Source organism: Nonomuraea sp. NPDC049504 (genome assembly GCF_040676845.1).
Lineage (GTDB): Bacteria > Actinomycetota > Actinomycetes > Streptosporangiales > Streptosporangiaceae > Nonomuraea > Nonomuraea salmonea.
This window is the reverse complement of sequence record NZ_JBFAPT010000006.1, coordinates 245145-270667: the sequence shown is the minus strand read 5'-3', so window position 1 is coordinate 270667 and position 25523 is coordinate 245145. Positions and strand designations below refer to the sequence as shown.

Sequence of the window (25523 nt, the reverse complement as noted above, 5' to 3'; positions counted from 1 at the left end):
CCTCCTGAGGTGAGTTCACAACGGCTGGACCTGGACGTCGTCGCCTGACACGGTCAGCAGGACGCGGTCGGGCAGGGCCTGCCAGCCCGGCGAGTCGTCGAGCGGCTCGCTGGCGACCAGCACGCCGTCGTGGAGTCGGTGATGGAACAGGGTGTCGCCCCACACGGTCGCGGCGATGGACGCGCCGTCGCAGGCGAGCAGGTTGAGCCGGGCGGCGGGGTCCTTCTCCCCCGCCCGTACGACGACGTCGGCCAGCGCCTCGCCCAGCCCGGCCCCCGCCCGGCCGCGCTGGAACACGGCGGCGGCGAGCCAGGCGGCGTCACAGGTGGACTCGGCGCCGTCGGCGAGGTCCTTGACCGCGTCGCGGTCGACCCGGCCGTTGTGGCTGAGCAGCCACCTGCGGTCGGCGAACGGCGCGGTGGCGCTCTCCTCGATCGGCATGCCCACGGTGGCCGAGCGGACGGCCGCGAGCAGGCAGGTCGAGCGGGCGATCTCGGCGAGCGCGGTCAGGTTGGCGTCGGTCCACATGGGGACGGACCGCCGGTAGCGGACGGGCTCGGCGCGGGCCGGGTCGTACCAGCCCATGCCGTAGCCGTCCGCGTTGATCGTGCCGTGCCGCTGCCGGCGCGGCGCGTACGACTGGGTGAGCAGCCCGTGCGGCGGCTGGTGGATGAGCGAGGTGAGCGGCCGTGCGGCGCCCAGCCAGGCGGCGTGCCTGCACACCTCAGGTCTCCGGCCTGGCGCAGCGGAAGCCGGTGAAGATCTGCCGGCGGATCGGGTAGTCCCAGTTCCTGAACGTGGTCCGCACCGCCGCCGGGTCGGCCGCCCACGAGCCGCCCCGCAGCACCCGGTACTCCTCGCCGAAGAACACCTCGCTGTACTCCTTGTACGGAAAACTGCGGAACCCCGGGTAGCCGTTGAACCAGGACCCGGTCCACTCCCACACGTCCCCCACCATCTGCTCCACCCCGTACGCCGAGGCTCCGCCCGGGTAGGCTCCGAGCGGTGCGGGGTGGGAGGCGCGGTGGCCGAGGTTCGCGAGGGCGGGCGTGGGCTCGGTCTCGCCCCACGGGTAGCGCCGGGAGCGCCGCCGCTCGGGGTCCCAGCCGCACGCCTTCTCCCACTCGGCCTCGGTGGGCAGCCGCTTGCCCGCCCAGCGGGCGTAGGCGTCGGCCTCGTACCAGCAGACGTGCTGGACGGGCTCGTCCATGGGGAGCGGCTCGGTGCGGCCGAAGCGGTTGCGGTACCAGGTGCCGCCGTCCCTGGTCCAGAAGAGCGGCCCGGTGGCGCCGCTGGTCTGCCGCCAGTGCCAGCCCTCGGGGGTCCACCAGCGGGGGTCGTCGTAGCCGCCGTCCTCGATGAAGTCGGCGTACGCGCGGTTGCCGACGGGCAGCCGGTCGATCCAGTAGCCGGGCAGGTCCACCCAGGTGGCGGGGCGCTCGTTGTCGTAGGCCCAGGGCAGCGTGTCGGTGCCCATGAGGAACGGCCCGGCCGGCACGTGCACCTCCTCGGGCCCGCCCGCACGTCCCTTGGGCAGCTCGCCGTCCTGGACGAGGCCGGGCTGCCCGGACAACTGCAGGGTGGCCAGCATCGTCTCGTCGTGCTGGTGCTCGTGCTGGATGACCAGGCCGAAGACGAAGCCGTCGCGGTTGAGCGGGCTGGGGTCGTCCAGGTCGATGGCGTCCAGCACGTCGAGGACGCGCCCGCGCACGCCCTCGATGTAGCGGCGGGCCTCGGCGGGGCCCAGGAAGGGCAGGCTCGGGCGGTCCTTGCGCGGGGTCTTGAACGCGTCGTAGATGTCGTCGATCTCGGGGCGCAGCGGCGTGATGCCGCCGGCGGCCCGCAGCACCCACAGCTCCTCGTAGTTGCCCACGTGCGCGAGGTCCCAGACGAGCGGCGACATCAGCGGGGAGTGCTGGCGGACGAGCAGGTCGTCGTCGGCCTCGGTGTAGGCGAGCGAGCGGTCGCGGACCGCGAGGAGTTGCGCGGCGATGCGTTCCTTGGCGTCGGTCATAGCAGTCCTTCGAGGGTCAGGTCGGCCGCCGGCGAGCGGCCGGTCGTCACGTGCCGGTCGGCGAACGCGGCCACCGCGCCGGCCAGGGCGGCGTCCGCGCCGAGCCGGGGCAGGGCCTCCAGCGCGGCCCTGAAGCAGGTCTCGGCGGCCCGGCCGATGCGCGAGTCCGCCAGCCCGCACCGCGCCGCCGCCTCCCACGCCTGCCGGTGCGGCTCGACGGCGGCCATCGCGGTGTCGGCGGCCCTGTCGTCGGTGACGAGCGCGTACGTCACCGCCGCGCACACCGGCCAGGCCGACGGGTGCTGCGCGTCGAGGTAGCGGATCTCCAGCCAGCCCCGGGGGCGTACCGGGGGGAAGACGGTGGTGGCGTGGTAGGCGAGGTCCTCGGCCGTGGGGCGGCGGGGGCCGGCGCCGTCCAGCCAGTCGCGGAACGTGGAGCCGTCGCGGATCGTGCGGTAGTGGTCGTCGCCCTCGCGTACCAGCATGAGGCGGGCGTCGAGCAGGTATTCCGCCCAGTCGGCCGCGGGGTCGCCGGTTCTGGGGACGGGGGCGGTCCTGGTGGGGTCGAGGTTGTCCCAGACCGCCTGGCGGCCGGACATCCAGCCGCTGGGCCGTCCGTCGCTCAGCGGCGAGTTGGCGAAGGCGGCGAGCAGCATCGGGCCGAGCGCATGGGCACGCTCCCAGCGAGCGGCGGGGCGGTCCCCCAGGTCCAGGTTGACCTGGATGGAGGCGGTCGAGCACATCATCAGCGCCCCGTACGGGCGGCCGAGGAACTCCGCCATGGCGTCGTACCTGGGGAGCGTGAGCTGGCGGCGGGCCGGGCGCACCGGGTCGAGCCCGACCCCGGCCAGCGCCAGCCCTTCGGCGTCGAGGGCGTCGCGGACCGCCGCCACGTCGGCGGCCAGCGCGGTCAGCATCAGCGGGAGCGATCCCGCGGGCCCGGACAGCTCAAGCTGGCCGCCGGGTTCGAACGTCACCTTGCTCCCGCCCGGCAGCCGGGCCGGCAGGGCCCGCTCGACCCTGGACACCGGCACCTGCCCCGTGACGTCCGTACGGTCGAAGACCAGGAACTCGAGTTCCACGCCCACGCGGTCACCCGCCGATGGACGGAAGCTGTTGCGCGCGAAGTCGGCCACCTCTGAGGCGTCCCGCAACGGTGCGCTCTCGGCCGTGACACCGATCATCGTCCTCCCCTCGCCGGTCAGTACGGAGCTACAGATCCGCGAGGCGCGAGAACGTTACGCACAAATCGGGGTGTAACGGATAAAGCGGGCTGAGAACTAGGTCACATGGGCATGAAGCGACGGCGAGGAGGAGGAACGCGGACGTGCGAGCACGTGCTCGCCTCGCTGACCGACTACTTGGAAGGTGCGCTCCCGCCGGCCCGGCACCGCGCCGTGATGCGGCACCTGAACGCCTGCCCCGGCTGCGCGCGCCGGCTCGACCAGCTGCGCGCCACGATCGCCGCGCTCGGCTGCCTGCGCGCCGGCACGCTCACCCCGGCCGTGCTCGCCGCCCTGCACGCCGGATTCGCCCGCGAGCGCGAACGAAATCCCGCTAGACGCCGCGGCGCTCGCGGAAGGCGACCATGAGACGGTCGCGGACCCCGGCCGACAGCTTCTCCGGCGGCTGGTCGCCGAGCGCCCTGATGGTGGCGCGGAACTGCTCGAAGTAGCGCTCGCACCACTCGCACCCGGCCAGATGGGCCTTGATGCCGTCGCGGGCGAGCCGATCGAGGGCCCCGTCAAGGTAGGCGGTGAGGAGTTCCGCCAGCTCGTCGCAGGTGAACCGCTTCACGACGTGGACCGCCCTTGTCATTGAGATGAACCGCTTCACTTCATTGTCGCCGCTCTTCGCGCCAGATGGGACAGGCGACGTCATTCCGGTTGCTTGACCGAGTCGTAGTAGTCGGCCAGCCAGCCGCGTACGGCCGTGCGGGCGCGGTGCAGCAGCACCCGCTGGTTGGCCGCGGAGATCTCCAGGATCTCGCAGACCTCGTCGGAGGTGCACCCCTCGACGTCGCGCAACGTGATGACCACCCGCTGCCGCGGCGGCAGCCGCGCCAGGGCCTCCGCGATCAGCGTGCGCACCTCGGCGGCCAGCGCCTCGCCCTCGGGCGTCGGCCACCAGCCCGGGTCGCCCCAGCCGCCGGGCAGCGGCCCGGGCCCGAACGCCCCAGGCTCATAGGGCTCGCCGTCGGCCCCGAACGTGCTCCACGGCAGCGTGCGGCTCTCCCGCACCCCGCGCTTCTTCGCGGTGTTGACGAGGATGCGGTAGACCCACGTCTTCACCGACGACCGCTGCTCGAACCCGTCGATGCCGTCGATGATCGCCAGCCACGTGTCCTGGACGACCTCCTCCGCCGAGTGGTCGGTGGACACGTAGGACCTGGCGACCCGGAGCATGCCCCGTGACCAGGTGTCGAGCAGCACCGCGAACATCGCCTCGTCGCCCGCGCGCAGGGCCGTGACGACGACCTCGTCAGGTGGCAGCCCTCCGCCTGCGCATGACCCCACGATCGCTTCCCCTCCGGTCGGACGCCGGGACGCCCCGGACCCCCGTGCCGCCCCTCCGCGAAACGGCGCAGCCCAGGGTAGCCTCCCCCACTGACGTTTCCCCCGAGCGCCCGGCTCTAGCCCTACCGGTGCGTATCGACGAGGAGAGTGGGGATAGGAGCGGTGAGCGGTGAGGAGAATCCCATGCGACGGCGGTCGGAGCGATTGCTCTACGCGGCGAACGGGGTCGGCCTCGGGGTCGCCGACGTCGAGCTGACCGGTGGTGAGCGCGTCGAGCGGCCCTTCATCAGGACGCCGCAGGCGGCCGGCGCGGTCGTCTTCCACGACGGGCGGGTGCTGCTGCTGTGGCGGCACAGCCCCATCACCGACACCCGCGGCTGGGAGATCCCGCTCGGCGACGTCGGCCCGGGCGAGGAGTCTGCGGAGGCGGCGGCCCGCCACGTCGAGGAGCAGACGGGCTGGCGGCCCGGCCCGCTGGTGCCGCTGATCCGCACCAGGCCGGCCGGCGACGTCGCCGACTGCGAACACGTCGTGTTCGCCGCCCACCAGGCCACCGAGCTGCCCGGCGGCCCGGAGAAGGGCGAGGGCGACGAGGAGCGCGGGCGGGCCGAGTGGGTGCCGATGCTGCGCGTGCAGGGGCTCATCGAGGAGCAGGCCATCACCTCCGCCACCACCTCGGCGGCCCTGCTGCACTTCCTCGCCGACCTCCTCCAGGCCCGCGCCGCCCACTAACCGGTCACTGACCGCCCCCTAGACGTGCCGCTCGGCCTCTTCGAGCGGTTGCCGCGGCGCACGCCGCCGTTCGCGGCGGTTGGCGAGCAGGCTGGTCGCGGTGACCGTGGCCAGGACGCAGACGATGACGCCGAGCGAGAGCGGCGTCGGGATCTCCGGCACGCCGGGCCAGACGCCGTGCGCCCAGTGCAGGATCAGCTTGACCCCGATGAAGGCCAGGATGACGGCCAGCCCGTGGTTGAGGTGGCGCAGCTTGGCCAGCACGCCCTGCAGCACGAAGTACAGCGCGCGCAGGCCCAGCAGGGCGAACGCGTTGGTGGCGAACACCAGGAAAGGGTCTTCGGTGACGCCGTACACCGCGGGCACCGAGTCCACGGCGAAGACGATGTCGGTGGCCAGGATGGCGACCGCGGCCAGCGCGAGCGGGGTCAGCGCCATGCGCCCCTTCTCCCGGACGACCAGGCGCGAGCCCCGGTAGCCTTCGGTGACGGGGACGAACCGGCGTACCAGGCGGACCGTGCGCATGGAGGAGATGTCCACCTCCTGCTGCTCCCCCGCCATCACGTCCTTGACGATCTTGCCGGCGGTCAGGATGAGGATCCCGCCGAACAGCAGGAACGCCCACGTGCCGCTCTGCAGCGCGGCGGCGCCGAGCCCGATGAAGATCGCGCGCAGGACGAGGGCGCCGACGATGCCGTACAGCAGCACCTGCCTGGCCAGCGCGGACGGCACCGCGAAGGCGGCCAGCAGCAGCATGAACACGAACAGGTTGTCGACCGACAGCGACTTCTCCACCACGAACCCGGTGAAGAACTCCACCGCCACGCCGCCCCCGTGACCGGCCCACAGGTAGAAGCCGAAGAGCACGGGCAGCAGCAGGTAGAACACCGACCAGCCGGCCGCCGCGCGCACGCTCTCCTCGCGCGGCCTGCGGGTCAGCAGGAGATCGAGCGCCAGCAGCAGCACCAGGGCCGCCACCGTGATCGACCATAGGGCCGGTGAGGCGATGGTGCGCAGCTCGACGACATGCGAGAACAACCCCGCGGACATGGGAAACCTCCCTCGAACGTACTTCTCCCGTTCGAGGTCTCCTTCACCCTGGGGGTGGCCGCCCGGGGACGCGCGGACGTCCGTACTGACCGGGCCGACTCTTGCGAAGTACTCCCCTCGCCGCGTTCAGCGTAGATGAGATCAGGACCCCGGGCCACCCCCGGCCCCGGTGCACTTGACGCGGCAAATGAACGACTTTTTAAATTCGTTCATGGGACGCATCCCCGGAGTGACCGCCGCCGAGACCCGTGAGCGCCTGCTGCGCGCCGCCGCCGACGCCTTCGCCGAGCGCGGCTACGACGGCACCCGCGTGGCCGACATCTCCGCCGCGGCGGGCGTCAGCAACGGCGCCCTGTACGCCCACTTCGGCTCGAAGGCCGACCTGATGGTGGCCGCGCTGCGCGCGCACGGGCGGCGCATGCTGGCCGGGCTGTTCGCCGCCGACCCCGACAGGTCCGCCACCGACCTGCTGCTCGCCCTGGGGCGCGGCCTGCCGCGCCGCCGCGACGCGCAGGGCAACCTCATCGTGGAGGCGCTGGTCGCCGCCCGCAGGGACGACGACGTGGCCGCCTCGATGCGCGACTACCTCGGCGAGCGGGCGGGCTGGATCGCCGACCTCGTACGCGTGGCGCAGGCCGACGACGAGATCGACCCCGGCGTCTCCGCCGACGCGTTCGCCCACTTCTGCACCCTGCTCGCGATGGGCAGCGCGCTCGTCACCTCCGACCTGCATCCCGTGGACGACGAGGAGTGGACGGCGCTGCTCGTCCGCATCATCGCCGCCCTCGCACCGACCGGCTCCACCGACCCGACACCACAGACGGAGGCCACCCCGTGAAACTGCACATCGACCCGGAGCGCTGCCAGGGCCACGGCCGCTGCTACGACCTCGCACCCGAGCTGTTCGGGGAGGACGGCGAGGGCTACGGCACGGTGCTCGGCGACGGCCTGGTGGCGTCCGGGCAGGAGCGGGCGGCCCGCCTGGCCGTCTCCAACTGCCCCGAGCACGCCATCGACACCGGTGAGGGATCCTGACGGTGACCGTGGACGACCGCTTCACGGCGGGCCCGCAGGAGGCGTCCGAGGTGCCTGAGGGCACGCGGAGCGAGATCGTCACCGGCCCGGTCTCCGACTGGGCGACCGACTTCTCCCACCTGGAGCCCGAATGGGCGGCCGACCCGTACCCGATCCTGGACGACCTGCGCGAGCGCTGCCCGATCGCCCGCACGGAGCGGTTCGGCGGCGGCTGGCTGCCGACGCGGTACGCGGACGTGGCCGCGGTCGCGTACGACACCGAGCGGTTCTCCTCGCGCGCGATCATCATGGGCAACGTCCGGCCGCCGCGCGAGCTGGCCCCGATGGGCGACTCGCCGCCGATCTCGTCCGACCCGCCGTTCCACCACCACGCGAGGAAGCTGCTGCTGCCGGCGTTCACCAAGTCGGCGGTGGCCCGGCGGGAGGCCGCGACGCGCGCCTACTGCCACGCCCTCGTGGACACCCTGGAGGGTCTGCCGGTCGTGGACGCCGCCCGCGACTACGCCCAGCACATCCCGGTCCGGGTGATCGCCGACATGCTGGGCTTCCCGCCCGAGGACGGGCCCCGGTTCCGGCGCTTCATCGAGAACGTGCTCGAAGGCGTCAACAAGCCGGCCGAGGAGCGTACGGCGGCCCTGGACGAGTTGTACGACTACCTGCTCGACCAGATCCGCGACCACGTCGACCACCCGCGCGACGACCTGACCACCTACCTGGTGAAGGCCGAGCTGGGCGGGCACAAGCTGGAGGCCGCGCACGTCGCCGGCACGATGGCGCTGCTGCTCATCGCGGGCATCGACACGACGTGGAGCGCGATCGGCGCCTCGCTGTGGCACCTCGCGAGGACGCCGGCCGACCGCGAGCGGCTGGTCGCCGAGCCCGAGCTGCTGCCGACCGCGATGGAGGAGCTCCTGCGGGCGTACGCGCCGGTCACCATGGCCAGGCTGGTCAAGGAGGACATGACCTGGAACGGCGTGCGCATGCGGGCCGACGACTGGGTGCTGCTGTCGTTCCCCTCGGGCAACCGCGACCCGGCCCAGTTCGAGCGGGCCGGCGAGGTGGTCATCGACCGCGAGGCGAACCGGCACGCCGCCTTCGGCCTCGGCATCCACCGCTGCGTCGGCTCCCACCTGGCCCGCATGGAACTGCGGGTCGCGCTGGAGGTGTGGCTGGCCCGCATCCCGTCGTTCGAACTGGCCGACCCGGCAGCGGTGACGTGGTCCACCGGCCAGGTACGCGGCCCCCGCACCCTCCCGCTCCGGCTGGGCGCCCGCTAGCGCGCGGTCGCGGAGGTGGAGGCGCGGGCCATCAGGTCGGGCTGGAAGATGACCTGGCGGTGCTCGTGCTCGCCCGGCCGGTTGGCCTCCTCCAGCAGCAGCATGGCGGCCGTGCGGCCGATCTGCTCGCGCGGCTGGCGGACCGACGACAGCGGCACGGCGGCCGCCGCCGCGAAGTCGATGTCGTCGTAGCCGATGATCGCCAGGTCGTCGGGGACCTTCAGCCCGCGCAGCGTCATCTCCTGCAGCACGCCGATCGCGACCAGGTCGTTGGCGCAGAACACCGCCGTGGGCCGGTCGGCGGGCGGCCGGGCGGCGATCTCCTGGCCGACCGTGCGGCCGGTGGCGACCGTCAGGTCGGGCAGCGGGATCTCGGTGAGCGTGTCGCCGGGGCCGAGCGCGGCGGCCAGCCCGTCGCGCCGCTCCCGCACCTGGCGGACGGTGAACGGGCCGCCGGCGAAGGCGATGTGGCGATGGCCGGCCGCGCGTAAGTGGTTGCCCGCCAGGCGCCCGCCGAGCACGTCGTCCACCGCGACGGAGCAGCCGTTGCCGTGGCCGGCCGAGCTGTCGAAGCGCACCACGGGGATGCCGCGCGCGACGAGCCTGCCGAGCCGCTCCTCCTCGCCGCTGTCGTTGACCGGCGTGATCAGCACGCCGAGCGGCCGCTGCTCCTCGAACGTGTCGAGCAGCCCCGCCTCCCTGGAGGCGTCCTTGTTGCTGTTGAACACCATGACCGTGAGGTCGGACTGCTGGGCCGCCGTCTCGACGCCGCGCAGGACGTCGATGAAGAACGGGTTGCCGAGGTCGAGCGCGACCACCCCGATGGTGCGGCTGCGGCCGGCGCGGAGCTGGCGGGCCGAGCCGTTGCGGACGTAGCCGAGCCGCTCGATGGCCGCCTGCACCCGGCGCCTGGTGTCGGGGGCGACCAGGTCGGGCCGGTTGAGCACGTTGCTCACGGTACCTACGGACACCCCGGCGAGCCGGGCGACCTCTTTGATGCTCGACATCGTTCCTCGTGTCCCGTGAGCGGCGCGACCTGAACCGCGACCTGAACGACGTGTCCGGGCCGGTGCGGATCGTTCCAGGTCGTGAGCCCGTCGTCGGTGCGATCATAGCGCAGCACCCCCGAACGGCCCCTGCGTCGTTCGTCCCCGCTTGACCGCGATCATCTTTCGTGCCTAGATCGAGAAACCCGTTCGTCCCCCCACCCCCCGGAGGACACTCATGGCACGAACGCGTACGCCGTGCTGAGCGAGCGGCCCGGTCCGGCCGGTGCGCGGCGGCGGCGGGTGCTGGGCGTCTCGGCGTTGCTGGCGGGCGTGCTGCAACTGGCGGTGGCCGGGGTGCTGATCGGCGTCCCGGGCAGCTCGCCGACGCTCGATCCGCTGACGTTCCCGTACGAGGAGGACGCGCGCGGCCGGCGCCCGCTGTCCGCCCTCAGCCCCCGCCCGATCGCCACCCCGACCAGCGCCCCCAGCGGCGCCCCCAGCGGCGCCCCCAGCGACGGCCAGAACGGTGCCCCGACGAGCGCCCCGACCGGCGGCCCGACCGGCGGCCCGACAAGCGGCCCGCGTATCGGCGCGATCACATCAGCGCCGTCCTCCCCCGCCACCGCCGGCCCGAAGCCGTCCACGCGGGACGGCGGCTCGGCCCGGCCGCGGTCGCGCGAGGGCGAGGCGGTGCCGCCGCGTGCGGCGCGTACGTCGCCCCGCGAGGTCTCGGTGCTGGCCCCTGAGACGCCGCCGCTGGTCGCCGGCCGCCGCCCGGCCAGGACGCCGCGCCCGTGGCGCACCCAGGCCCCATCCGGCCTGGTCCAGGGCCACCAGGCAGCACCCGCCGCCGGCCGCTAGCGCGGGCCGGCGGGAGGCCCGGCGGAGGGCGGAGCAGGGCGCGGCCCCGCGAATCGGTGACGACCCTTCATGCCGGTCTTGACAGTGTGCCATTACAGGAAAGAAACTTAACCGAAACTAACGAGAGAGCGCTCTCTCGACCCTTCGCTCTCTCGAAGCGCACCCCCCGAGGAGTCGAACGATGATCACCAGAAGGGCGCTGCTGGCCGGCGCGGCGGCCACTCCCGTACTGGCCCTCGCCAAGCCCGCCCAGGCGGCCACGTCGCTGCCCATGACCGTCGTCAACCACACCTTCCGCTACGCCAACAGCCAGATCTGGCTGTACGTCGTCGGCACCGACCAGGCCACCGGCAACCAGGTCTTCGCCCGCGCCGACGGCACCAAGGTGCCGGTCTCGCTGTCGCACAACGGCCCCGACGGCTTCGCCGACCTGTCGATCCCGCTGGCCGCCGGCGGCGACACCCGCATCACGCTGCCCTGGATGTCCGGCCGCGTGTACGTCTCCATCGGCCAGAAGATCAGGTTCAGGGTCGTCATCGACGGCAACGGCCGCCCCGCGCTCCAGCACCCGGCCGGCTGGGTCAGCTCTGACCCCAGCTACAACGTGCTCCACGACTTCATGGAGTTCACCTTCAACAGCGGCGGCATGTTCTGCAACACGACCATGGTCGACATGTTCTCCATCCCGATGGAGCTCAAGCTGGACGGCCGCACCAGCCAGGTCTCCGGCACGCTCGTGCCGAACGGCCGCGACCAGATCTTCGCGGGCGTGGCGGCGCAGCCGGCGTTCCGCAACCTCGTCGTGGGCGACCTGCGGGTGATCGCGCCGGGCCACGGCATCGACTCGGGCCTGTTCTCCGGCAGTTACCTGGACCCGTACATCAACGACGTGTGGAACTCCTACACCGGCAGGAACCTGCGCGTGGTGGCCAACGGCGTCACCTACACCGGGCGGGTGCAGGGCGGGCAGTTCGTCTTCGACAGGGGCATCCGCTCGTTCGCCAGGCCGAGCACCCGCGACGTGTTCTACTGCAACGGCGCCCTGCACTCCGAGGGGATCTCGGGGCCGATCGCGGCGATCCTCGGGGCCGCGTTCAACCGCACGACCCTGCTCAGCCACCCCGACCAGCCGGTCACCGACCGGTCGCAGTACTACCGCACCTCGCTCACCAACCACTACGCCCGCGTCCTGCACGCCAACACCCGCAGCGGCAAGGCGTACGGCTACCCCTACGACGACGTGGCCGACGGCTCCACCTACATCGAGGACACCGCGCCCACCGCGATCAGGCTCCGGCTGACGCCCTTCAACGACGCTGCCTGAGGGCGGTTCGCGGGGCGGCGATAGATTCGCTCCTTGGAGTTTGACCTAAGGAGCCCCCCGTGACCGTTCCCCATGTCGATGACGTCCATCCGGCCTGGCTGCCCCCCGAGGCGTTCCGTGCGCTCGGCGCGCGCCGCGTGCTCGTGCTCGCCGACGCCTCGGAGGTCGCGGAGACCGTCCGGGCCGAGGTGGCGGACGCCTGCGCGCGGCACGGCGGCGCCGTGGCCGCGCCGGGCGAGCCGTACGACCTCGTGCTCGCGCTGACCTCCGACGGCTCGCTGCCCGCGGCCGCGCAGGCGGTCAAGGGCCCCGAACCGGGTGCTGAGGGCTTCCTGCTGGCCCGCTCCGGCGGCGTGACCGTGGTGCTGGCAGATCAGCCGGCGGGCCTGCTGTACGGGTTCTTCGCGGTGGTCAGGCTCGGCGAGGCGGCGTTCGAGGGCGACCGCCCGGCCGAAACGCACCGGCCCGCGCTGGCCAGGCGCATGCTCGACCACTGGGACAACATCGGCGTGCACCCCGTGATGGGCCAGGTGGAACGCGGCTACTCGGGCGGCTCGATCTTCTGGCATGAGGGCGTCCTGCGCGAGGACCTGACCCGGGTACGCGCCTACGCCCGGCTGCTGGCGGCCACCGGCGTCAACGCGGTCGCGGTCAACAACGTCAACGTGCACGCCACCGAGGCCCGCCTGCTGACCGACCGGCTCGGCGAGGTGGCCGCGCTGGCGGCCGAGTTCCGCGCGTACGGCATCCGCGTGCACCTGTCGGTCACCTTCGCCTCCCCCATCGTGCTCGGCGGCCTGGAGACGGCGAACCCGGTGGAGGAGGACGTGCGCGCGTGGTGGGCGCGGACGACGGAGCGGGTCTACGAGACGATCCCCGACTTCGGCGGTTACGTGGTCAAGGCCGACTCGGAGGGCCAGCCCGGACCGTTCGCGTACGGGCGCGACCACGCCGACGGCGCGAACATGCTGGCCGACGCCCTCGCCCCGCACGGCGGCGTGGTGCACTGGCGGGCCTTCGTCTACAACCACCGCCAGGACTGGCGCGACCGGAAGACCGACCGCGCCCGCGCCGCCCACGACCACTTCTCGCCGCTCGACGGCCGGTTCAGGGACAACGCGATCCTCCAGGTCAAGTACGGCCCGATCGACTTCCAGACGCGCGAGCCGATCTCCCCGGTGATCGCCGCCATGCCGGCCACGAAGCTCGCGGTGGAGCTGCAGGTGACGCAGGAGTACACCGGCCAGCAGCGGCACGTCTGCTATCTCGCGCCGATGTGGAGCGAGGTGCTCGGGTTCCGCTTCTGGGGCCCCGGCGAGCGGGCGGTGGCTGACGTGACGACGAGCGGCGGTCTCGTCGCGGTGTCGAACGTGGGCGACGACCCTTACTGGACCGGGCATCCGCTGGCCCAGGCCAACCTGTACGCCTTCGGCCGCCTGGCCTGGAACCCCGGCCTCGACCCGGCGGCGATCCTGGACGAGTGGATCGGGCTCACGTTCCCCGAGGGCGGCGAAGGGCTGCGGGAGACGCTGCACGGCATGATGGACGGCTCGTGGCGCACGTACGAGCGCTACACCGCGCCGCTGGGCGTCGGCTTCATGGTCAGGCCAGGCCACCATTACGGCCCTGACGTGGACGGCTACGAGTACACGCCGTGGGGCACCTACCACTTCGCCGACCGCGACGGCGTCGGCGTCGACCGCACCAGGTCCACCGGCACCGGCTACACCGGCCAGTATCCCGCGCCGTGGTCGCAGGTGTACGAGTCACGCGCTGAGTGCCCCGACGAGCTGCTGCTGTTCTTCCACCACGTGCCGTACGAGCACGTGCTGCAGAGCGGCACCACGGTCATCCAGCACATCTACGACACCCACTTCGCCGGCGCCGAGGAGGCCGCCGAGGTCAGGGCGCTGTGGGCGAAGCTGGAGGGCGACGACGTGGTGGATCCCGCGCTGTACGCCCGCGTACGCGAGCGGCTGGACGAGCAGGTGCGCTCGGCGGAGGAGTGGCGCGACCAGATCAACACCTACTTCTTCCGCAAGTCGGGCGTGCCCGACGCGCACGGCAGGACGATCCACTAGGGCGGGCTCCTAGGGGCTGGCTCCTAAGGGCTGGCTCCTAGGGGCGGGTGAAGCGCTGTCGCACCTCGGTGATCATGGCGCGGCTGTTCCACAGGAGCGTCGCGGTGAGCACCGAGGCCAGCAGCGCCAGCACCGCCTCCGACGCGACCAGCACCACGCCGCCCGCCACGATGAGCAGGCAGGCGTTGGCGAGGGTGGCGGCGGGGAAGCGGCCGAGGGCGTACGCCGCGAGCTTGGCGACGTCCACCGCCCTGAAGGCGAACAGCGAGGTGATGACCAGCGCGTTGGCCACCCACAGCGTGCCGCCGGCGGCGAGCACGATCAGCAGGGCGCCCCACCAGCCGGGCACCCCGGCGGCGGCGAAGTTGGCCAGGTTGGTGCCGGCCAGGGCCAGCACGAGCAGCCAGGGCACCCAGATCTTGAGCGCGGCGCCGAAGTTGAGCCTGTAGCCGCGCCAGAACGCGGTGGCCGGGCTCAGCTCGGCGAGGTCGCCGCTGCGGTGGCGCAGGGCGTAGAGGGCGGCGGACAGCGCGGGGCCCGCGGGCAGCAGGCAGGCCGCCATCAGCGGGACGTTGCTGGCGTCGCGGTCGAGCAGCACCAGCGCCACCAGTCCTGGGACGGCGGTGAGCAGGACGAGCAGCTCGACGATCAGCAGCGTGTAGATCAGCGCGGAGCCGCGCGACAGCGGGCCGGTGCCGAACTTCCGCGAGGTCGTCAGGTCGCTCATCGCGTGTGGTCCTCCGAGGCGAGACTTTCCCGGAGGATACCGATCCCTCCGGATTCGGGCGCGCGGGCGGCCGGGACCGCCCCGGCGCTCGCGCCCGGGCAACCGGGCCGTCCGGGAGCGGGGGTGGCCGGGCGTCCGGGAGCGGGCGCGGGAGCGGGGGTGGCCGGGCCGTCCTGGTGCGGTGCGGACGGCCCGGCCGGCGGGGAGGTCGGCCGCGTCAGCTGCCGTGCTCCTTCTTGAACCGCTCGTACGCGCCGTTGACCAGCGTGACGTACTGGGTGGCGCCCTTGCCCTCGACCTCCTTGACGTAGGCGTCCCACTCGCTGAGGTCGCGCTGGCCGAGGATGAACTTGAGCGTGTTCTGGGTGACGTGGTCCTTCAGCGGCGTCTCCCACAGGGAGGCCTGCTCGCGCTCCTCCTCGGTGAGCGGCGCGGCGGGCTCGACCGGCCAGGGCTTCCTGGCGTTCATCACGTTCTGGAACTCGATCTCCTCATCGGAGAACGTGGACTGCAGGAGCTGGGTGGCGCCGCCGTAGGCGAAGACGCCGTTGCCGAAGCCGAAGTCCTTCTGCAGGTGCTTGGGCGCGCCGGCGTTGAGCCCGACGTAGTCGACGTCCTTGGCGAGCTTGTACTTGCCGGACTCCTTGGTGAAGGTGACGCCCTCGACGCCCCACTTGGCGAACTCCTGGCCGGCGTCGGAGTACCAGAGCCAGTCGATGAACTGCATCATGGCGACGAAGTTCTTGTTCTCCACGGCCTTCTTGGAGATCATGATGCCGTTCTCCAGCCGGGTGGCGATCTTGTACTCGCCGATGGGGCCCACCGGGACCGGGATCTTGACGATCTTGGCGTCGGGGATGTTCTCGACCAGCGGGCCGCGGTAGTCGTTGATCAGCGTCTGCGCATTGGTGCTGATCACGAACGACTTGCCGGAGACGAACTTCTGCTTGGCCGCGTCGTCCTGCTGGGTGAAGCTCTCGGGGTCGAGCAGCTTCTCCTTGACCAGCTTGTTCAGGTACTCGATCGTCTGCTTGTAGCCCGGCATGGTGCCGGTGTAGACGAACTTGCCCTGCGCCTGGTCGAACGTGGCGTGCTGGTACTCCCAGCCGCCCTTGCTGCCGTACGCCTGGGCGATCAGTTTGATCAGGTTGCCGCCCGGGTTCGGCACGCCCCACCGGTCCGTCATCGGGTAGAGGTCGGGGTACTCCGCCTTCATCGCCTTGAGCATGTTGTAGAAGTCGTCGAGCGTCTTCGGGACCTCGAGCTTGAGCTTCTCCAGGATGTCGGTGCGCACCGCGAAGGAGTAGTCGGCCCAGGCCGCCTCGTGCAGGCCGGGCAGCAGGTAGATGCGGCCGTCCGACTGCATGATCGAGTTGAGCTCCGGCTGGAGCTGCCACTTGGCGACCTTGTCCTGGAAGTTCGGCATGAGGTCGAAGTACTCGCTGACCGGCAGGATCGCGCCGGAGGAGACGAATGCCTCCTCCTGCGGGTGATAGGTCTTCGGGATGATCAGCGGGGCGTCGCCGGCCCCGATGATCAGGCTGCGCTTCTTCTCGTAGTCGCTGAGCGGCACGGTCGTCGGCTGGATGGTGACGTTCGTGCGTTTGGTGAGCTCCTGCCAGAACAGCCAGTCGTTCTTGAGCGGGTAGAACGGATGGTTGTTGTAGAGCATGCTGAACGACACCGGTTCGGTGGCCTTGAACTGCTGGCCGACGGCGAAGCCCGCCATCGAGCCGGCCTTGTTGGCCGCCGTTTCCGCGCCCTTCGCCGGGGTCTCGCCGTCGCTGCCGCAGGCCGTCAGGGCGAGGGAGGCGAAGGCACCGAGACCGATGATCGCCTGACGCCGCGAGATGTCGCGCATTGGGGGGATTCCTTCCCGTGATTCTGCTGGGTAGAGGGGGGCGGGGACGTCAGCCCTTGACCGCGCCGAGCATGACGCCGGAGACGAAGTACCGCTGGACGAACGGGTAGATCAGGAGGATGGGCAGGACGGTGAGCACGATCGTCACCGCCTGGATGTTGGCCGCCGCCTGGGTCACGTCGCTCGCCACCGCTCCATAGGAGTCGGCGCCGGTCGCGCCCGCGATGAGGTTGCGCAGGTAGACGGTGACCGGGAACAGCTCGGACTCGTTCATGTAGAGGAACGCGGGGAACCAGGAGTTCCAGAACGAGACCGCGTAGAACAGGATCATCGTGGCGATCACCGCCTTCGACAGCGGCAGCACGATCTTCCACAGGATGCCGTACGTGTTCAGGCCGTCGATCGCGGCGGCCTCCTCCAGGTCCTGGGGCAGGTTCTCGAAGAACGCCTTCATGACCAGGAGGTTGAACACGCTGATCGCGTTGGGCAGCACGATGGCCCAGATCGAGTTCTTCATGCCGAGGCTGGTGATCAGCACGTAGTTGGGGATCAGGCCGCCGGTGAAGAACATGGTGAAGACCGCGACGCCGATGAGGAACGTCCGGCCCTTGAGGTGTTTCTTGGACAGCACGTACGCGTAACAGGTGGTCATCACGATCGCGATGAACGTCGCGACGACCGTGTAGACGATCGTGTTGCGGTAGTTCGTCCAGAACATCGGGTCAGAGGCGACGATCTTGTACGTGGTCAGGTTGAACCCCTTGGGCAGCAGGTTCACCTCGCCCGCGCTGATCGCGCTCTGGCTGCTGAACGAGCGCGCCAGGATGTTGACGAACGGATAGAGCGTCACGATCACGACGACGGTCAGGATGAGAGCGTTGAACCACTGGAAGACGCGGTAGCCCCGGGTCAGGTCGTGCGTAGTCACCACAGGCTCGTCCCAACTGTGCGACGGGAGATCACATTGGCCGAGAGGATCAGCACCAGGCCGACCAGCGCCTCGAACAGGCCGATCGCCGCCGCGTAGCTGAAGTTGCTGGCCTCGAGGCCCATCCGGTACAGGTACGTCGAGATGACGTCGGCCGTCGGATAGGTCAGCGGGTTGTAGAGCAGGAAGACCTTCTCGAAGCCCACCGCCATGAACGTGCCGATGTTGAGGATCAGCAGCGTGACCGCCGTCGGCCGGATGCCGGGCAGCGTCACGTGCCAGATCTGCCGCATGCGGCCGGCGCCGTCGATCCTGGCCGCCTCGTAGAGCTGGTCGTCGATGGTGGTCAGCGCGGCGAGGTAGAGGATCGTGCCCCACCCGACCGTCTGCCAGACCTCCGAGCCGACGTAGATCGTCCTGAACCAGTCGGGGTCCTGCATGAAGGAGACCTTCTCGCTGCCGACGAAGTCGAGGAAGGCGTTGATCGGCCCGTCCAGCGCGGTGATCTGCATGACCAGACCGGCCACGATCACCATCGACAGGAAGTGCGGCAGGTAGGTCACCGACTGCAGGAACCGCTTCAGCGTGCGCCGCCTGACCTCGTTGAGCAGCAGCGCCAGCACGATCGGCAGCGGGAAGCAGAAGATCAGCGTCAGCGCGCCGAGGACGAGGGTGTTGGTGAAGACGTTCCAGAACGTGGGGTCGTTCAGGAACAGCTTCACGTAGCGCAGGCCCACCCACTCCTCGCCGAAGATGCTGCCGCCCGGCTCGAACTTCCTGAACGCGATGACGTTGCCGATCATCGGCGCGTACCGGAAGATCAGGAAGAACAGCAGGGGCAGGATCGCCAGCGTGTAGAGCTGCCAGTCGCGGCGCAGCGCCCGCCGCCACGAGCCGCTCTTCTCGCGGCGGCGGCGGCCCGGCGCGGGTTTCTCCTTGGCCGGCTGCGGCCTGGCCGGACTCAGCGTGTCGGGTGTGCTCATCCTCGGCCCTCCGGGGGGTTGCGATCGATCTGCGCCGGCGCCTGGAGCCGGCGGCCGTGGCCGATGTCGCGTACGTCGCCGGTGAGGCGCAGCGGCAGGGTCGCCACGGTCTCGGCGCACGAGCGGCCGAGCCGCAGCTCGACGTCGCCCGGCTCGACGATGCGCCGGCCGTGCGTCCCGGTGAAGGACGTCGCGTCGGCCGGCACGGTGAAGCTCACCCGCGCGCTCTCCCCCGCCTCCAGCGGGACGCGCGCGTAACCGATCAGGCGGACCACGGGCCTGGTGGTCTGCGCCACGGGGTCGTGCAGGTAGAGTTGGACGACCTCGGCGCCGGCCCGGTCGCCGCTGTTGCGCACGGTGACCTCGACCCGCACCTCGCCGTCCACCGGCCAGTCCGTGACGCCGTCGCCGACCTGAGCCTCGCTCCACTCGTACGTGGTGTAGCCCACGCCGTGGCCGAACGGGTAGGCGGGCGTCGGGTCCACCGACGACACCTGGGTGCGGCGGCCGAGCGGCGGCGCGAGATAGGTGGCGGGCAGCCCGCCCGCGTCGCGCGGGACGCTGACCGGCAGGCGGCCGGTCGGGTTCACCGCGCCGGTCAGCACCTCGGCCAGCGCCTGGCCGCCGCGCTGGCCGGGGAAGAAGCCGAACAGCACGGCCTTGGCCGCGTCCGTCTCCTCGCCCAGCGCGTACGGGCGGCCCGCGAGCAGCACCAGCACGACCGGCGTACCGGTCGCCAGCACCGCTTGGACCAGCTCCGCCTGCACGCCGGGCAGCCGCAGGTCGGTGGCATCGCAGCCCTCGCCCGACGTGCCCCGCCCGAACAGCCCTGCGCGGTCGCCGACGGCCACCACGCACACGTCGCTGTCCTCGGCCAGCGCCACCGCCTCGGCGATGCCGGAGGTGTCGGCGCCGCTGATGTCGCAGCCGGGGGCGTAGGCGAGATCGGGCACCAGTCCGGCGAGCGCCTCGCGCAGGGACGGGATCTCCAGGCCCAGCCCGTGCTCGGGGTGCGGGCCGACGTGCGCGGGGAAGGCGTAGCAGCCGAGCATCGCCATCGGATCGTCGGCCACCGGTCCGACCAGCGCCACCCGCTGCCCTGCCGCCTGTCCGGCCTCGCCCGCCTGCACCGCCGCCTGTGCGGCCTGGCCCGCGTGCGCCGCCGCCCGTCCGGTTTGTCCCGTTCGCAGGGGCAGGACGGCGTCGTCGTTGCGCAGCAGCACGATCGCCTCGCGCGCCAGTCGTAGCGCCAGCTCCTGGCTCTCCTCGTCGTCCAGCCGCACCTCGTCGGCCGGGCCGGGCAGCGGCTGCCAGTCCGGGTCGAGCAGGCCGAGCTCCGCCTTCTGCGTCAGCACGCGGCGCAGCGCCCGGTCGATCAGTGCCTCGTCCACGGCGCCCGCCTTGACCGCGTCCACCAGCGGGGCGCCGAACGTGTCCACCGTCGGCAACTCCACGTCGATGCCCGCCCGCAGCGCGAGCCCCGCCGCCTGCCCGCCGTCGGCGGCCACGCCGTGCAGCCGCTCCAGGAACCGGACGGCGAAGTAGTCGGCGACCACCGTGCCGTCGAAGCCCCACTCGTCCCGCAGCAGGCCGGTGAGCAGGCTCTCGTCGGCCGCCACCGGGACGCCGTCGATCTCGGCGTACGAGTTCATCACCGAACGCGCCCCGCCGAGCCGCAGCGCCATCTCGAACGGCGGCAGCACCACGTCCGCCAGCTCCCTGGCGCCCATCGGGACCGGCGCGAGGTTCCTGCCGCCCCTGGAGGCGGAGTAGCCGGCGAAGTGCTTGAGCGTGGCCACCAGACCGGCGCCCTCCAGGCCGCGGACGTAGGCGGCGCCGACCGTCCCCACCAGGTACGGGTCCTCGCCGATCGTCTCCTCGGTGCGTCCCCAGCGGTAGTCCCTGGTCACGTCCACCACCGGCGCGAGGCCCTGGTGGATGCCCGCCGCGCGCATCGAGCGGCCGATCCTGGCCGCCACCTGCTCGACCAGCTCGGGGTCGAACGAGGCGCCCCAGCTCAGCGGCGCCGGGTAAACCGTCGCCCGCCACGCCGCGAAGCCCGTCAGGCACTCCTCGTGGACCTGCGCCGGGATGCCGAACCTGCTGGCCCGCACGATCTCCTCCTGCGAGGCCGCGAGCGAGCGAGCGCCCGCCACCGGGTCCACCGGCGCGGTGCCGAACGGCCTGGTCAGCTGACCCAGGCCCTGGCTGATGGCCTCGGGCCACTCGGGGCCGCCGCCCATGTCCGTCTGGTGCGGGGCGACGCCGCCCCCCGAGGCGTCGGCGCCGACCCACACCCCGACGAGCTGGGCGACCTTCTCTTCCAGAGTCATCAGAGGGATGAGGGCCTCGGCCCGCTGGGCGGGGGTCAACCGCGTGTCCCGCCACTGCTCGCGCTCGCCGGACTCCGCCGAGCGCGTGTCATCTGGTTCGTGGCCCCTCATGCCGTCCCTTCGCCCATGCCCTTATGCCGGCGCCGTCCCGCGAGCGCTAGCGGGGTGTTACGCGAAAGTGACGCCGAAAGTTTCAAGCAGTTCCGGTTAATATTGCGGCAACATAAGGGGGCCGGTTGAATCGTGTCAAGAGTGCCGCCAACTGCTGTGTTGCCGGTCCAGCCGGTTATCGCGCCCGGCGAGCTCCGGGCCTCGCGACGGCTTCATCCGGCGACAAGTTGCCCGAAACTTTCGGAAAGACAAAGGGCGCGAAGGGCGCCTCGCCACGATCCCGCCCCACCACGGCCGCGCTCCTGACCGCCCGTTTTGACAAGAAGGTTACAACCACCCCTCTTACCTGTCAGCGCCCATCACCGCCCGGCCTGCCCCCTTTCTGACGCGGTGACGGCGCTCTGCGCAGTGGCGGCCCAGTGCGGGGATTCTGCGCGGGCCGCGAGGGCGGTGGCCTGGCGGAAGTGCTCCTCGGCCAGATCCGGCCGGTCCAGCGCGGCGGCCAGGCGGCCGAGGTAGAGCGCCACCGGCCCAAGGGTGACCAGCCCGCTGCCTGCTCCGGCCAGCTCGTCCCGGGCTGGGAGCAGGCGGTCGTACAGGTCTTGGAGGTGATCGGTCACGCCGGCCGCCAGCGCCGCCGTGGCGTGCAGGCAGGTCCTCAGCTCGTACAGCAGGTCGCGCGGCGACTCGGGCACCATCCGCACGGCCTCGCGAGCCTGCTCGGAACGGCCCTCCGCCAGCAGCACCAACGGCCGCACCCACGCCTCGTACGGCCCCCATTCCAGACCGCCCTGCGCGGGACCCGGTCGAGTGGGGACGGGCGGGGCTTGACCGGGCTTGACTGACCCGGCATCGATGACGTCCAGCGTCACCAGAGCCAGAGGCAGCAGCCCCTGCTCGACGCCGGGCATGCTCACGCCATCGAGACGGCCGGCGGCCGCCCGGTAAGCAGCTCGGGCCGCGTCCCGATCGCCGGAGGTGATGGCCAGGCGGAGCGCGGCGTACCAGGTGGTGAAAACGCCGACAAGCGGCAGGTCGTACTGTTCCGCCAGCCGGTCAGCAGCGGCAGCATGCCGGTCGGCCGTGGCGAGATCCCCCATCCCAGCCCTGGCCTGGAGCAAAATGAGATGCCCCAGCACCGCAAACGTCACCATGCCCTCCCCCACCCCGGCCCCCGCACGTTCCCCCGCCCCCGCGCCCACGCCCCCGCGTGCGCCCGCACCCGTGGCATTCGCGCACTCTGCCGTCCCCGCACCCGCACCCGTGGCGCCCACGCACTCCGCCGCCCCCGCGCCCAAGCCCCCGCGCGCGCCCGCACCCGTGGCATTCGCGCGCTCCGCCTCCTCACCGGCACCCGCACCCGTGGGTCCCACGCCCCCGCACACACTCCTGCGCGGGCCCACACCCGCGCCCCCGCGCGTATCCGGGGCCGTGGCGTTCGCTGGGGCTGGGGTTGGGGCTGGGGCGGCGAGGGCCAGGAGTTCCTCGCCGATCGCGGCTCGTTCCGGCGCCAGGCCGGCTCGGTGGAAGGTTTGGAGGGCGCGGCCGTTGAGGGCGTAGGCCAGCAGTGTGCGGTCGCCCAGCCGCCGCGCGATGCTCTCCGCCTCCCGGGCCGCCTGGTCGGCGCGGCGGCCGGGGTCGGCGCGGCGTTCCATGGCGACGGTGATGAGCAGGCGGGCGCGCTCGGCCGCATACCGCCCCAGGGACGTGGGCGTGGTGTCGTCGGGGAGGACGGCGAGGGTGCGTTCGGCGGCGGCGACCAGGCGTTCTGACAGGGCCGGGTCGTCGTTGGTGGTCCAGTTGGCCGGCACGTCGAACGAGCCGATGACGGTGGCCGTCAGCAGCGGGTCGCCGAGCGCTTCCGCCGCATCCACCGCCTCGGCCCGCAACCGGCGCGACTCCTGCAACCGCCCGGTCACCGCCAACGCCCGCCCGAGCCCCATGACGGCCACCAGCCGCTCCTCAAGCAGCGTCCCCTCCGCCCCGTCCGGGTGGGGCGCGACCACCGTCCCGCCGCCCGAGGCCGGGCCATCAGAGGATGCCGTCTCCTCCCACCCGGACGGACGAGCGAGCCCCGAGCCGCCGGCCTCGTCGCGGGCCGCACGGTCCGAGGACATGCGACCGGCGGCATCCCGGTCGGGGCCGGCTGGAGCCGAAGGCATCCCACCGGCGGCATCCCTGCCAGGGACGGCTGGGGTGGTGCGGGAAGGGGTGGGTGTTTTCGTGATGGCGCGGTCGAGGGCGGTGAGGGCGGCGTGCCAGAGGCGGGCGGCCTCGTGGGGGGCGGAGCGGCGTTCGGCGCGTTCGGCCGCCGCGCGGGCGTAGCGGGCGGTACGGAGGTCGCCGGCCCGGCCCTCGGAGCGCACGCAATGGTGGGCGATGGTGTCCACGTCGCCGGGACGTGTCCGCTCCACGATGCCGGCCACGGCGGCGTGCCAGCGGGCGCGGCGGGCACGGGCGACGTCGTCGTACAGGGTCTCCTGGACGAGCGCGTGCGCGAACCCGAGCCGGTCGGCGTCCCGCTCGACGAGAAAGCCCGCGAGCAGGGCAAACTCGACCGAGTCCAGGACGGCGTCCTCGTCCCCGGCCAGCTCCGTCAGCACGTCGAGATCGACCTCCTGGCCGATGACGGCGGCCTGGCGCAGGTGCGTACGCGCCGCGCCGGGCAGCCCGGCCAGCCGGTGCCGGATGACGTCCCGCACCCCGGCGGGGACGGTGTGCAGGGCGGCGTCGCCGTCGCTCTCCCACAGGCGGGTCAGCTCGCGGACGAAGAACGGGTTTCCGGCGCTGCGCCTTTGAATCGTCTTAATGTGGGCGTCGGCCGGCTCTCGGGTGGCTAGGGCGCTCACCAGCTCGCGCACCTCGGACTGAGTCAGCCCGCCCAGGTACACCCGCACCGGCTCGGCCCGCGCCGCCCTGCCCAGGGCCTCGGTGAGGGGGACGGTGAGGTCGGTGGAGCGGTACGTGCCGACGATCAGCACGCGCGCGGGCCCGAGCCCGGTCGCCAGCCTGGCGAACACGGCCAGCGTCTCCTCGTCAACCTCGTGCAGATCGTCGAACACCAGCAACACCGGCGCCTCACGCGCAGCGACCACCACCGTCTGGTGGGTTTCGCTGGTGGGCCGGGCTGTCTGCCAGCCGGTTGCTCGCAGGCGGCGGGCCAAGGCGTCCACCAGGGCGGTTTTCCCCGCGCCTGCCGCACCCGAGATCAGGACGAGTCGCGGGCGGCCGGACGTGGTGACGGATGCCGCCGCACGTTCCAGCTCGGCCAGTTCCGCGTGCCGGCCCACGAAGGGGTGCTCCGCCGCCGCGAGGTGCGCCGCGGCCAGGCCCGTCGCTTGAGCTTCCGGTGCCGCAGTCTTCCCCGCCGCGAGGCGCGCCACTGGCAGAGCCGTCACTTCGGCCTCCATCGCCGCCGTCTCCATCGCCGGTGTCTTTCGGGACGTCTTCTCCGCTCGTTCAGAAGGGCCGGTGGGTCTCTTCGCCGGGGGCGGGGTGAGGTGGGGGGCTTGGGAGAGGATGTCGGATTCGAGGGTGCGGAGGGGCTCCCCCGGGTCCACGCCCAGTTCCGTCAGCAGAGTGTTTCTCGCGCGGCGCAGCGTTCCCAAAGCGTCGCCCTGGCGTCCTGTCGCGTACAGGCTGCGGGCCAGCAGGTGCCAGCCGTCCTCGCGGAGGGGGTGGGCGGCGACATGAGCCTCCAGGTCGGCGACGCACTCGGCGGCCAGCCCAGCGGCCAGGCCGGCCTTGGCGCGGCGTTCCACGGCGAGCAGGCGGAGCTCGTCCAGGCGGGCGGCCTCGCCACGCGCCCAGTCCTGATCGGCGAACTCCGCGTACGCGGGCCCGCGCCACAACTTCAGAGCCGCGTCGAGCAGCCGGTACGCCTCGGCGGCCGGGCGGCTTGTGGCGTCGGTGAGCGCGGACTCGAAGCGCCAGGCGTCCACCGCGTCCGGCTCGGCGCGCAGGGCGTAACCCGGGGGTGAGGTGACCAGGAGGCGGGACGGCGTGCGGGGCGGGCGGTCCGGTTCGAGTGCCTTCCTGAGTGCCCCGACGAACGTCTGCACGGCCCCCACCGCGCCCTGCCCCGGCTCCTCCCACAGGTCGCCGACCAGCCATGACACCGGCACGACCCGTCCCCTGGCGACCAGCAGCCGGGCCAGGACCGCCCGGTGACGCGGCCCCTTGAGCGGGATCGGGCCGCGCTCGCCGGCGGCCGTCAACGGGCCGAGCACACCGAAACTCACCATGGCGCCACCCAACCTATGCGCCCTCAGGACCGGACTGGGACCGCTCCCCCTCAACCGGCCTCTGACCAGGCATGACCGCCTGCCCCGCCCCACGTAGGACGGGGCGCGACGGGGCGCGACGGGGTGGGGTCCCTTGAGGGATACCGCTGATCCGGCCGCCGACCCGACACGCCGATCAACCGCGTTGATCCGGCGCGCTGATCCGACCGCCGAGTCGGCCGCTGATCCGGCCGCTGATCCGGCCGCTGATCGGACTGCTGATCGGACTGCTGAGTGAGCGCTGAGTGACTGCTGATCGGCGGACGGCATGGTGGGGCCGTTCCCGAACCCCGGACCCCGAGGCCCGAGCCCCGGAGCTCGGAGCCGAGACCCCGAGCCCGGGAGCCGGGAGCGGGGAGCCCAGAGCCCGGAGCCCGGCACCCGGCACCCGGCACCCGGCACCCGGCACCCGGAACGT

21 protein-coding genes are annotated in these 25523 nt (G+C 72.2%); 8 read left to right on the top strand and 13 right to left on the bottom strand.

What is annotated here, in order from left to right; genetic code table 11:
• Positions 1-15: 15 nt before the first annotated feature.
• From egtC to egtA, 3 genes are read right to left on the bottom strand one after another with little or no spacing between them, the layout of a single operon-like run.
• Positions 16-723: an ergothioneine biosynthesis protein EgtC gene (egtC, locus tag AB0K28_RS14770; protein ID WP_364369466.1), complete on the bottom strand. Its 708-nt coding sequence runs from the start codon at positions 721-723 to the stop codon at positions 16-18.
• A 1-nt stretch (position 724) separates the two neighbouring features.
• Entirely contained in the window at positions 725-2014 is a 1290-nt protein-coding gene (gene egtB / locus AB0K28_RS14765) for an ergothioneine biosynthesis protein EgtB (protein ID WP_364369463.1), read from the bottom strand.
• A complete protein-coding gene (gene egtA / locus AB0K28_RS14760) occupies positions 2011-3198 on the bottom strand; it encodes an ergothioneine biosynthesis glutamate--cysteine ligase EgtA (protein ID WP_364369460.1) in 1188 nt (395 codons plus the stop codon). Before egtA ends, egtB begins: the two co-directional genes overlap by 4 nt.
• A gap of 111 nt (positions 3199-3309) precedes the next feature.
• Between egtA and AB0K28_RS14755 the strand changes: the two genes are divergently transcribed.
• Positions 3310-3606, top strand: coding sequence for a zf-HC2 domain-containing protein (locus AB0K28_RS14755; protein WP_364369458.1), 297 nt, complete (start codon positions 3310-3312; stop codon positions 3604-3606).
• Here the strand turns inward: AB0K28_RS14755 and AB0K28_RS14750 are convergent.
• Both AB0K28_RS14750 and AB0K28_RS14745 read right to left on the bottom strand, forming a co-directional pair.
• Positions 3572-3811 carry a zf-HC2 domain-containing protein gene (locus AB0K28_RS14750; protein ID WP_345400157.1) on the bottom strand — a complete coding sequence of 80 codons (240 nt, stop codon included), beginning with the start codon at positions 3809-3811 and terminating at the stop codon, positions 3572-3574. The genes AB0K28_RS14755 and AB0K28_RS14750 overlap by 35 nt on opposite strands.
• A gap of 80 nt (positions 3812-3891) precedes the next feature.
• A complete protein-coding gene (locus AB0K28_RS14745) occupies positions 3892-4530 on the bottom strand; it encodes a sigma-70 family RNA polymerase sigma factor (RefSeq protein ID WP_345400154.1) in 639 nt (212 codons plus the stop codon).
• 183 nt (positions 4531-4713) lie between these two features.
• Here AB0K28_RS14745 and AB0K28_RS14740 point away from each other — a divergent pair, with 183 nt between their 5' ends.
• Positions 4714-5262 (top strand): NUDIX domain-containing protein, encoded by a 549-nt coding sequence (locus AB0K28_RS14740; protein ID WP_364369454.1) that lies wholly within the window; start codon positions 4714-4716, stop codon positions 5260-5262.
• An 18-nt stretch (positions 5263-5280) separates the two neighbouring features.
• Here the strand turns inward: AB0K28_RS14740 and AB0K28_RS14735 are convergent, their stop codons facing one another.
• On the bottom strand, positions 5281-6312 hold the full coding sequence (locus AB0K28_RS14735; RefSeq protein ID WP_364369451.1) for a TerC/Alx family metal homeostasis membrane protein: 1032 nt from the start codon (positions 6310-6312) through the stop codon (positions 5281-5283).
• A 211-nt stretch (positions 6313-6523) separates the two neighbouring features.
• Here AB0K28_RS14735 and AB0K28_RS14730 point away from each other — a divergent pair, with 211 nt between their 5' ends.
• From AB0K28_RS14730 to AB0K28_RS14720, 3 genes are read left to right on the top strand one after another with little or no spacing between them, the layout of a single operon-like run.
• A complete protein-coding gene (locus tag AB0K28_RS14730) occupies positions 6524-7150 on the top strand; it encodes a TetR/AcrR family transcriptional regulator (RefSeq protein WP_345400142.1) in 627 nt (208 codons plus the stop codon).
• Positions 7147-7347 carry a ferredoxin gene (locus AB0K28_RS14725; RefSeq protein WP_345400139.1) on the top strand — a complete coding sequence of 67 codons (201 nt, stop codon included), beginning with the start codon at positions 7147-7149 and terminating at the stop codon, positions 7345-7347. Before AB0K28_RS14730 ends, AB0K28_RS14725 begins: the two co-directional genes overlap by 4 nt.
• 2 nt (positions 7348-7349) lie before the next feature.
• Positions 7350-8624, top strand: a complete 1275-nt coding sequence (locus AB0K28_RS14720; protein WP_364369446.1) for a cytochrome P450 — start codon at positions 7350-7352, stop codon at positions 8622-8624.
• On the opposite strand, the gene AB0K28_RS14715 is transcribed toward AB0K28_RS14720, so the two are convergent.
• A complete protein-coding gene (locus AB0K28_RS14715) occupies positions 8621-9631 on the bottom strand; it encodes a LacI family DNA-binding transcriptional regulator (RefSeq protein ID WP_364369443.1) in 1011 nt (336 codons plus the stop codon). The genes AB0K28_RS14720 and AB0K28_RS14715 overlap by 4 nt on opposite strands.
• Before the next feature lie 237 nt (positions 9632-9868).
• On the opposite strand from AB0K28_RS14715, the gene AB0K28_RS14710 reads away from it, so the two are divergent.
• The 3 genes from AB0K28_RS14710 (at position 9869) to AB0K28_RS14700 (ending at position 13879) form a co-directional block, all read left to right on the top strand.
• Entirely contained in the window at positions 9869-10474 is a 606-nt protein-coding gene (locus AB0K28_RS14710) for a hypothetical protein (RefSeq protein WP_364369440.1), read from the top strand.
• Positions 10475-10655: 181 nt separating this feature from the next.
• Positions 10656-11798, top strand: coding sequence for a beta-1,3-glucanase family protein (locus tag AB0K28_RS14705; RefSeq protein WP_345400133.1), 1143 nt, complete (start codon positions 10656-10658; stop codon positions 11796-11798).
• A 59-nt stretch (positions 11799-11857) separates the two neighbouring features.
• Complete coding sequence (locus AB0K28_RS14700; RefSeq protein WP_364369437.1) at positions 11858-13879, top strand: alpha-glucuronidase; 2022 nt, start codon at positions 11858-11860, stop codon at positions 13877-13879.
• 37 nt (positions 13880-13916) lie between these two features.
• Here AB0K28_RS14700 and AB0K28_RS14695 read toward each other — a convergent pair whose 3' ends face one another.
• From AB0K28_RS14695 to AB0K28_RS14670, 6 genes are all read right to left on the bottom strand, one after another.
• A complete protein-coding gene (locus AB0K28_RS14695; protein ID WP_364369434.1) occupies positions 13917-14606 on the bottom strand; it encodes a DUF624 domain-containing protein in 690 nt (229 codons plus the stop codon).
• 217 nt (positions 14607-14823) lie between these two features.
• Entirely contained in the window at positions 14824-16467 is a 1644-nt protein-coding gene (locus AB0K28_RS14690; RefSeq protein ID WP_364369431.1) for an extracellular solute-binding protein, read from the bottom strand.
• A 49-nt stretch (positions 16468-16516) separates the two neighbouring features.
• Positions 16517-17395, bottom strand: a complete 879-nt coding sequence (locus AB0K28_RS14685) for a carbohydrate ABC transporter permease (protein ID WP_345400121.1) — start codon at positions 17393-17395, stop codon at positions 16517-16519.
• Entirely contained in the window at positions 17392-18378 is a 987-nt protein-coding gene (locus AB0K28_RS14680) for an ABC transporter permease subunit (protein ID WP_364369428.1), read from the bottom strand. The genes AB0K28_RS14685 and AB0K28_RS14680 overlap by 4 nt, the downstream gene beginning before the upstream one ends.
• Entirely contained in the window at positions 18375-20711 is a 2337-nt protein-coding gene (locus AB0K28_RS14675; RefSeq protein WP_364369425.1) for a glycoside hydrolase family 3 N-terminal domain-containing protein, read from the bottom strand. The genes AB0K28_RS14680 and AB0K28_RS14675 overlap by 4 nt, the downstream gene beginning before the upstream one ends.
• 470 nt (positions 20712-21181) lie before the next feature.
• Positions 21182-25066 (bottom strand): BTAD domain-containing putative transcriptional regulator, encoded by a 3885-nt coding sequence (locus tag AB0K28_RS14670; RefSeq protein ID WP_364369422.1) that lies wholly within the window; start codon positions 25064-25066, stop codon positions 21182-21184.
• Between the last annotated feature and the right edge of the window lie 457 nt (positions 25067-25523).

Coding starts and splice junctions, on each gene's coding strand:
- AB0K28_RS14740 (WP_364369454.1), top strand. CDS start 4,714: ATGCGACGGCGGTCGGAGCGATTGCTCTACGCGGCGAACGGGGTCGGC.
- AB0K28_RS14755 (WP_364369458.1), top strand. CDS start 3,310: ATGAAGCGACGGCGAGGAGGAGGAACGCGGACGTGCGAGCACGTGCTC.
- AB0K28_RS14705 (WP_345400133.1), top strand. CDS start 10,656: ATGATCACCAGAAGGGCGCTGCTGGCCGGCGCGGCGGCCACTCCCGTA.
- AB0K28_RS14680 (WP_364369428.1), bottom strand. CDS start 18,378: ATGAGCACACCCGACACGCTGAGTCCGGCCAGGCCGCAGCCGGCCAAG.
- AB0K28_RS14670 (WP_364369422.1), bottom strand. CDS start 25,066: ATGGTGAGTTTCGGTGTGCTCGGCCCGTTGACGGCCGCCGGCGAGCGC.
- egtA (WP_364369460.1), bottom strand. CDS start 3,198: ATGATCGGTGTCACGGCCGAGAGCGCACCGTTGCGGGACGCCTCAGAG.
- AB0K28_RS14715 (WP_364369443.1), bottom strand. CDS start 9,631: ATGTCGAGCATCAAAGAGGTCGCCCGGCTCGCCGGGGTGTCCGTAGGT.
- AB0K28_RS14735 (WP_364369451.1), bottom strand. CDS start 6,312: ATGTCCGCGGGGTTGTTCTCGCATGTCGTCGAGCTGCGCACCATCGCC.
- egtB (WP_364369463.1), bottom strand. CDS start 2,014: ATGACCGACGCCAAGGAACGCATCGCCGCGCAACTCCTCGCGGTCCGC.
- AB0K28_RS14695 (WP_364369434.1), bottom strand. CDS start 14,606: ATGAGCGACCTGACGACCTCGCGGAAGTTCGGCACCGGCCCGCTGTCG.
- AB0K28_RS14730 (WP_345400142.1), top strand. CDS start 6,524: ATGGGACGCATCCCCGGAGTGACCGCCGCCGAGACCCGTGAGCGCCTG.
- AB0K28_RS14690 (WP_364369431.1), bottom strand. CDS start 16,467: ATGCGCGACATCTCGCGGCGTCAGGCGATCATCGGTCTCGGTGCCTTC.
- AB0K28_RS14675 (WP_364369425.1), bottom strand. CDS start 20,711: ATGACTCTGGAAGAGAAGGTCGCCCAGCTCGTCGGGGTGTGGGTCGGC.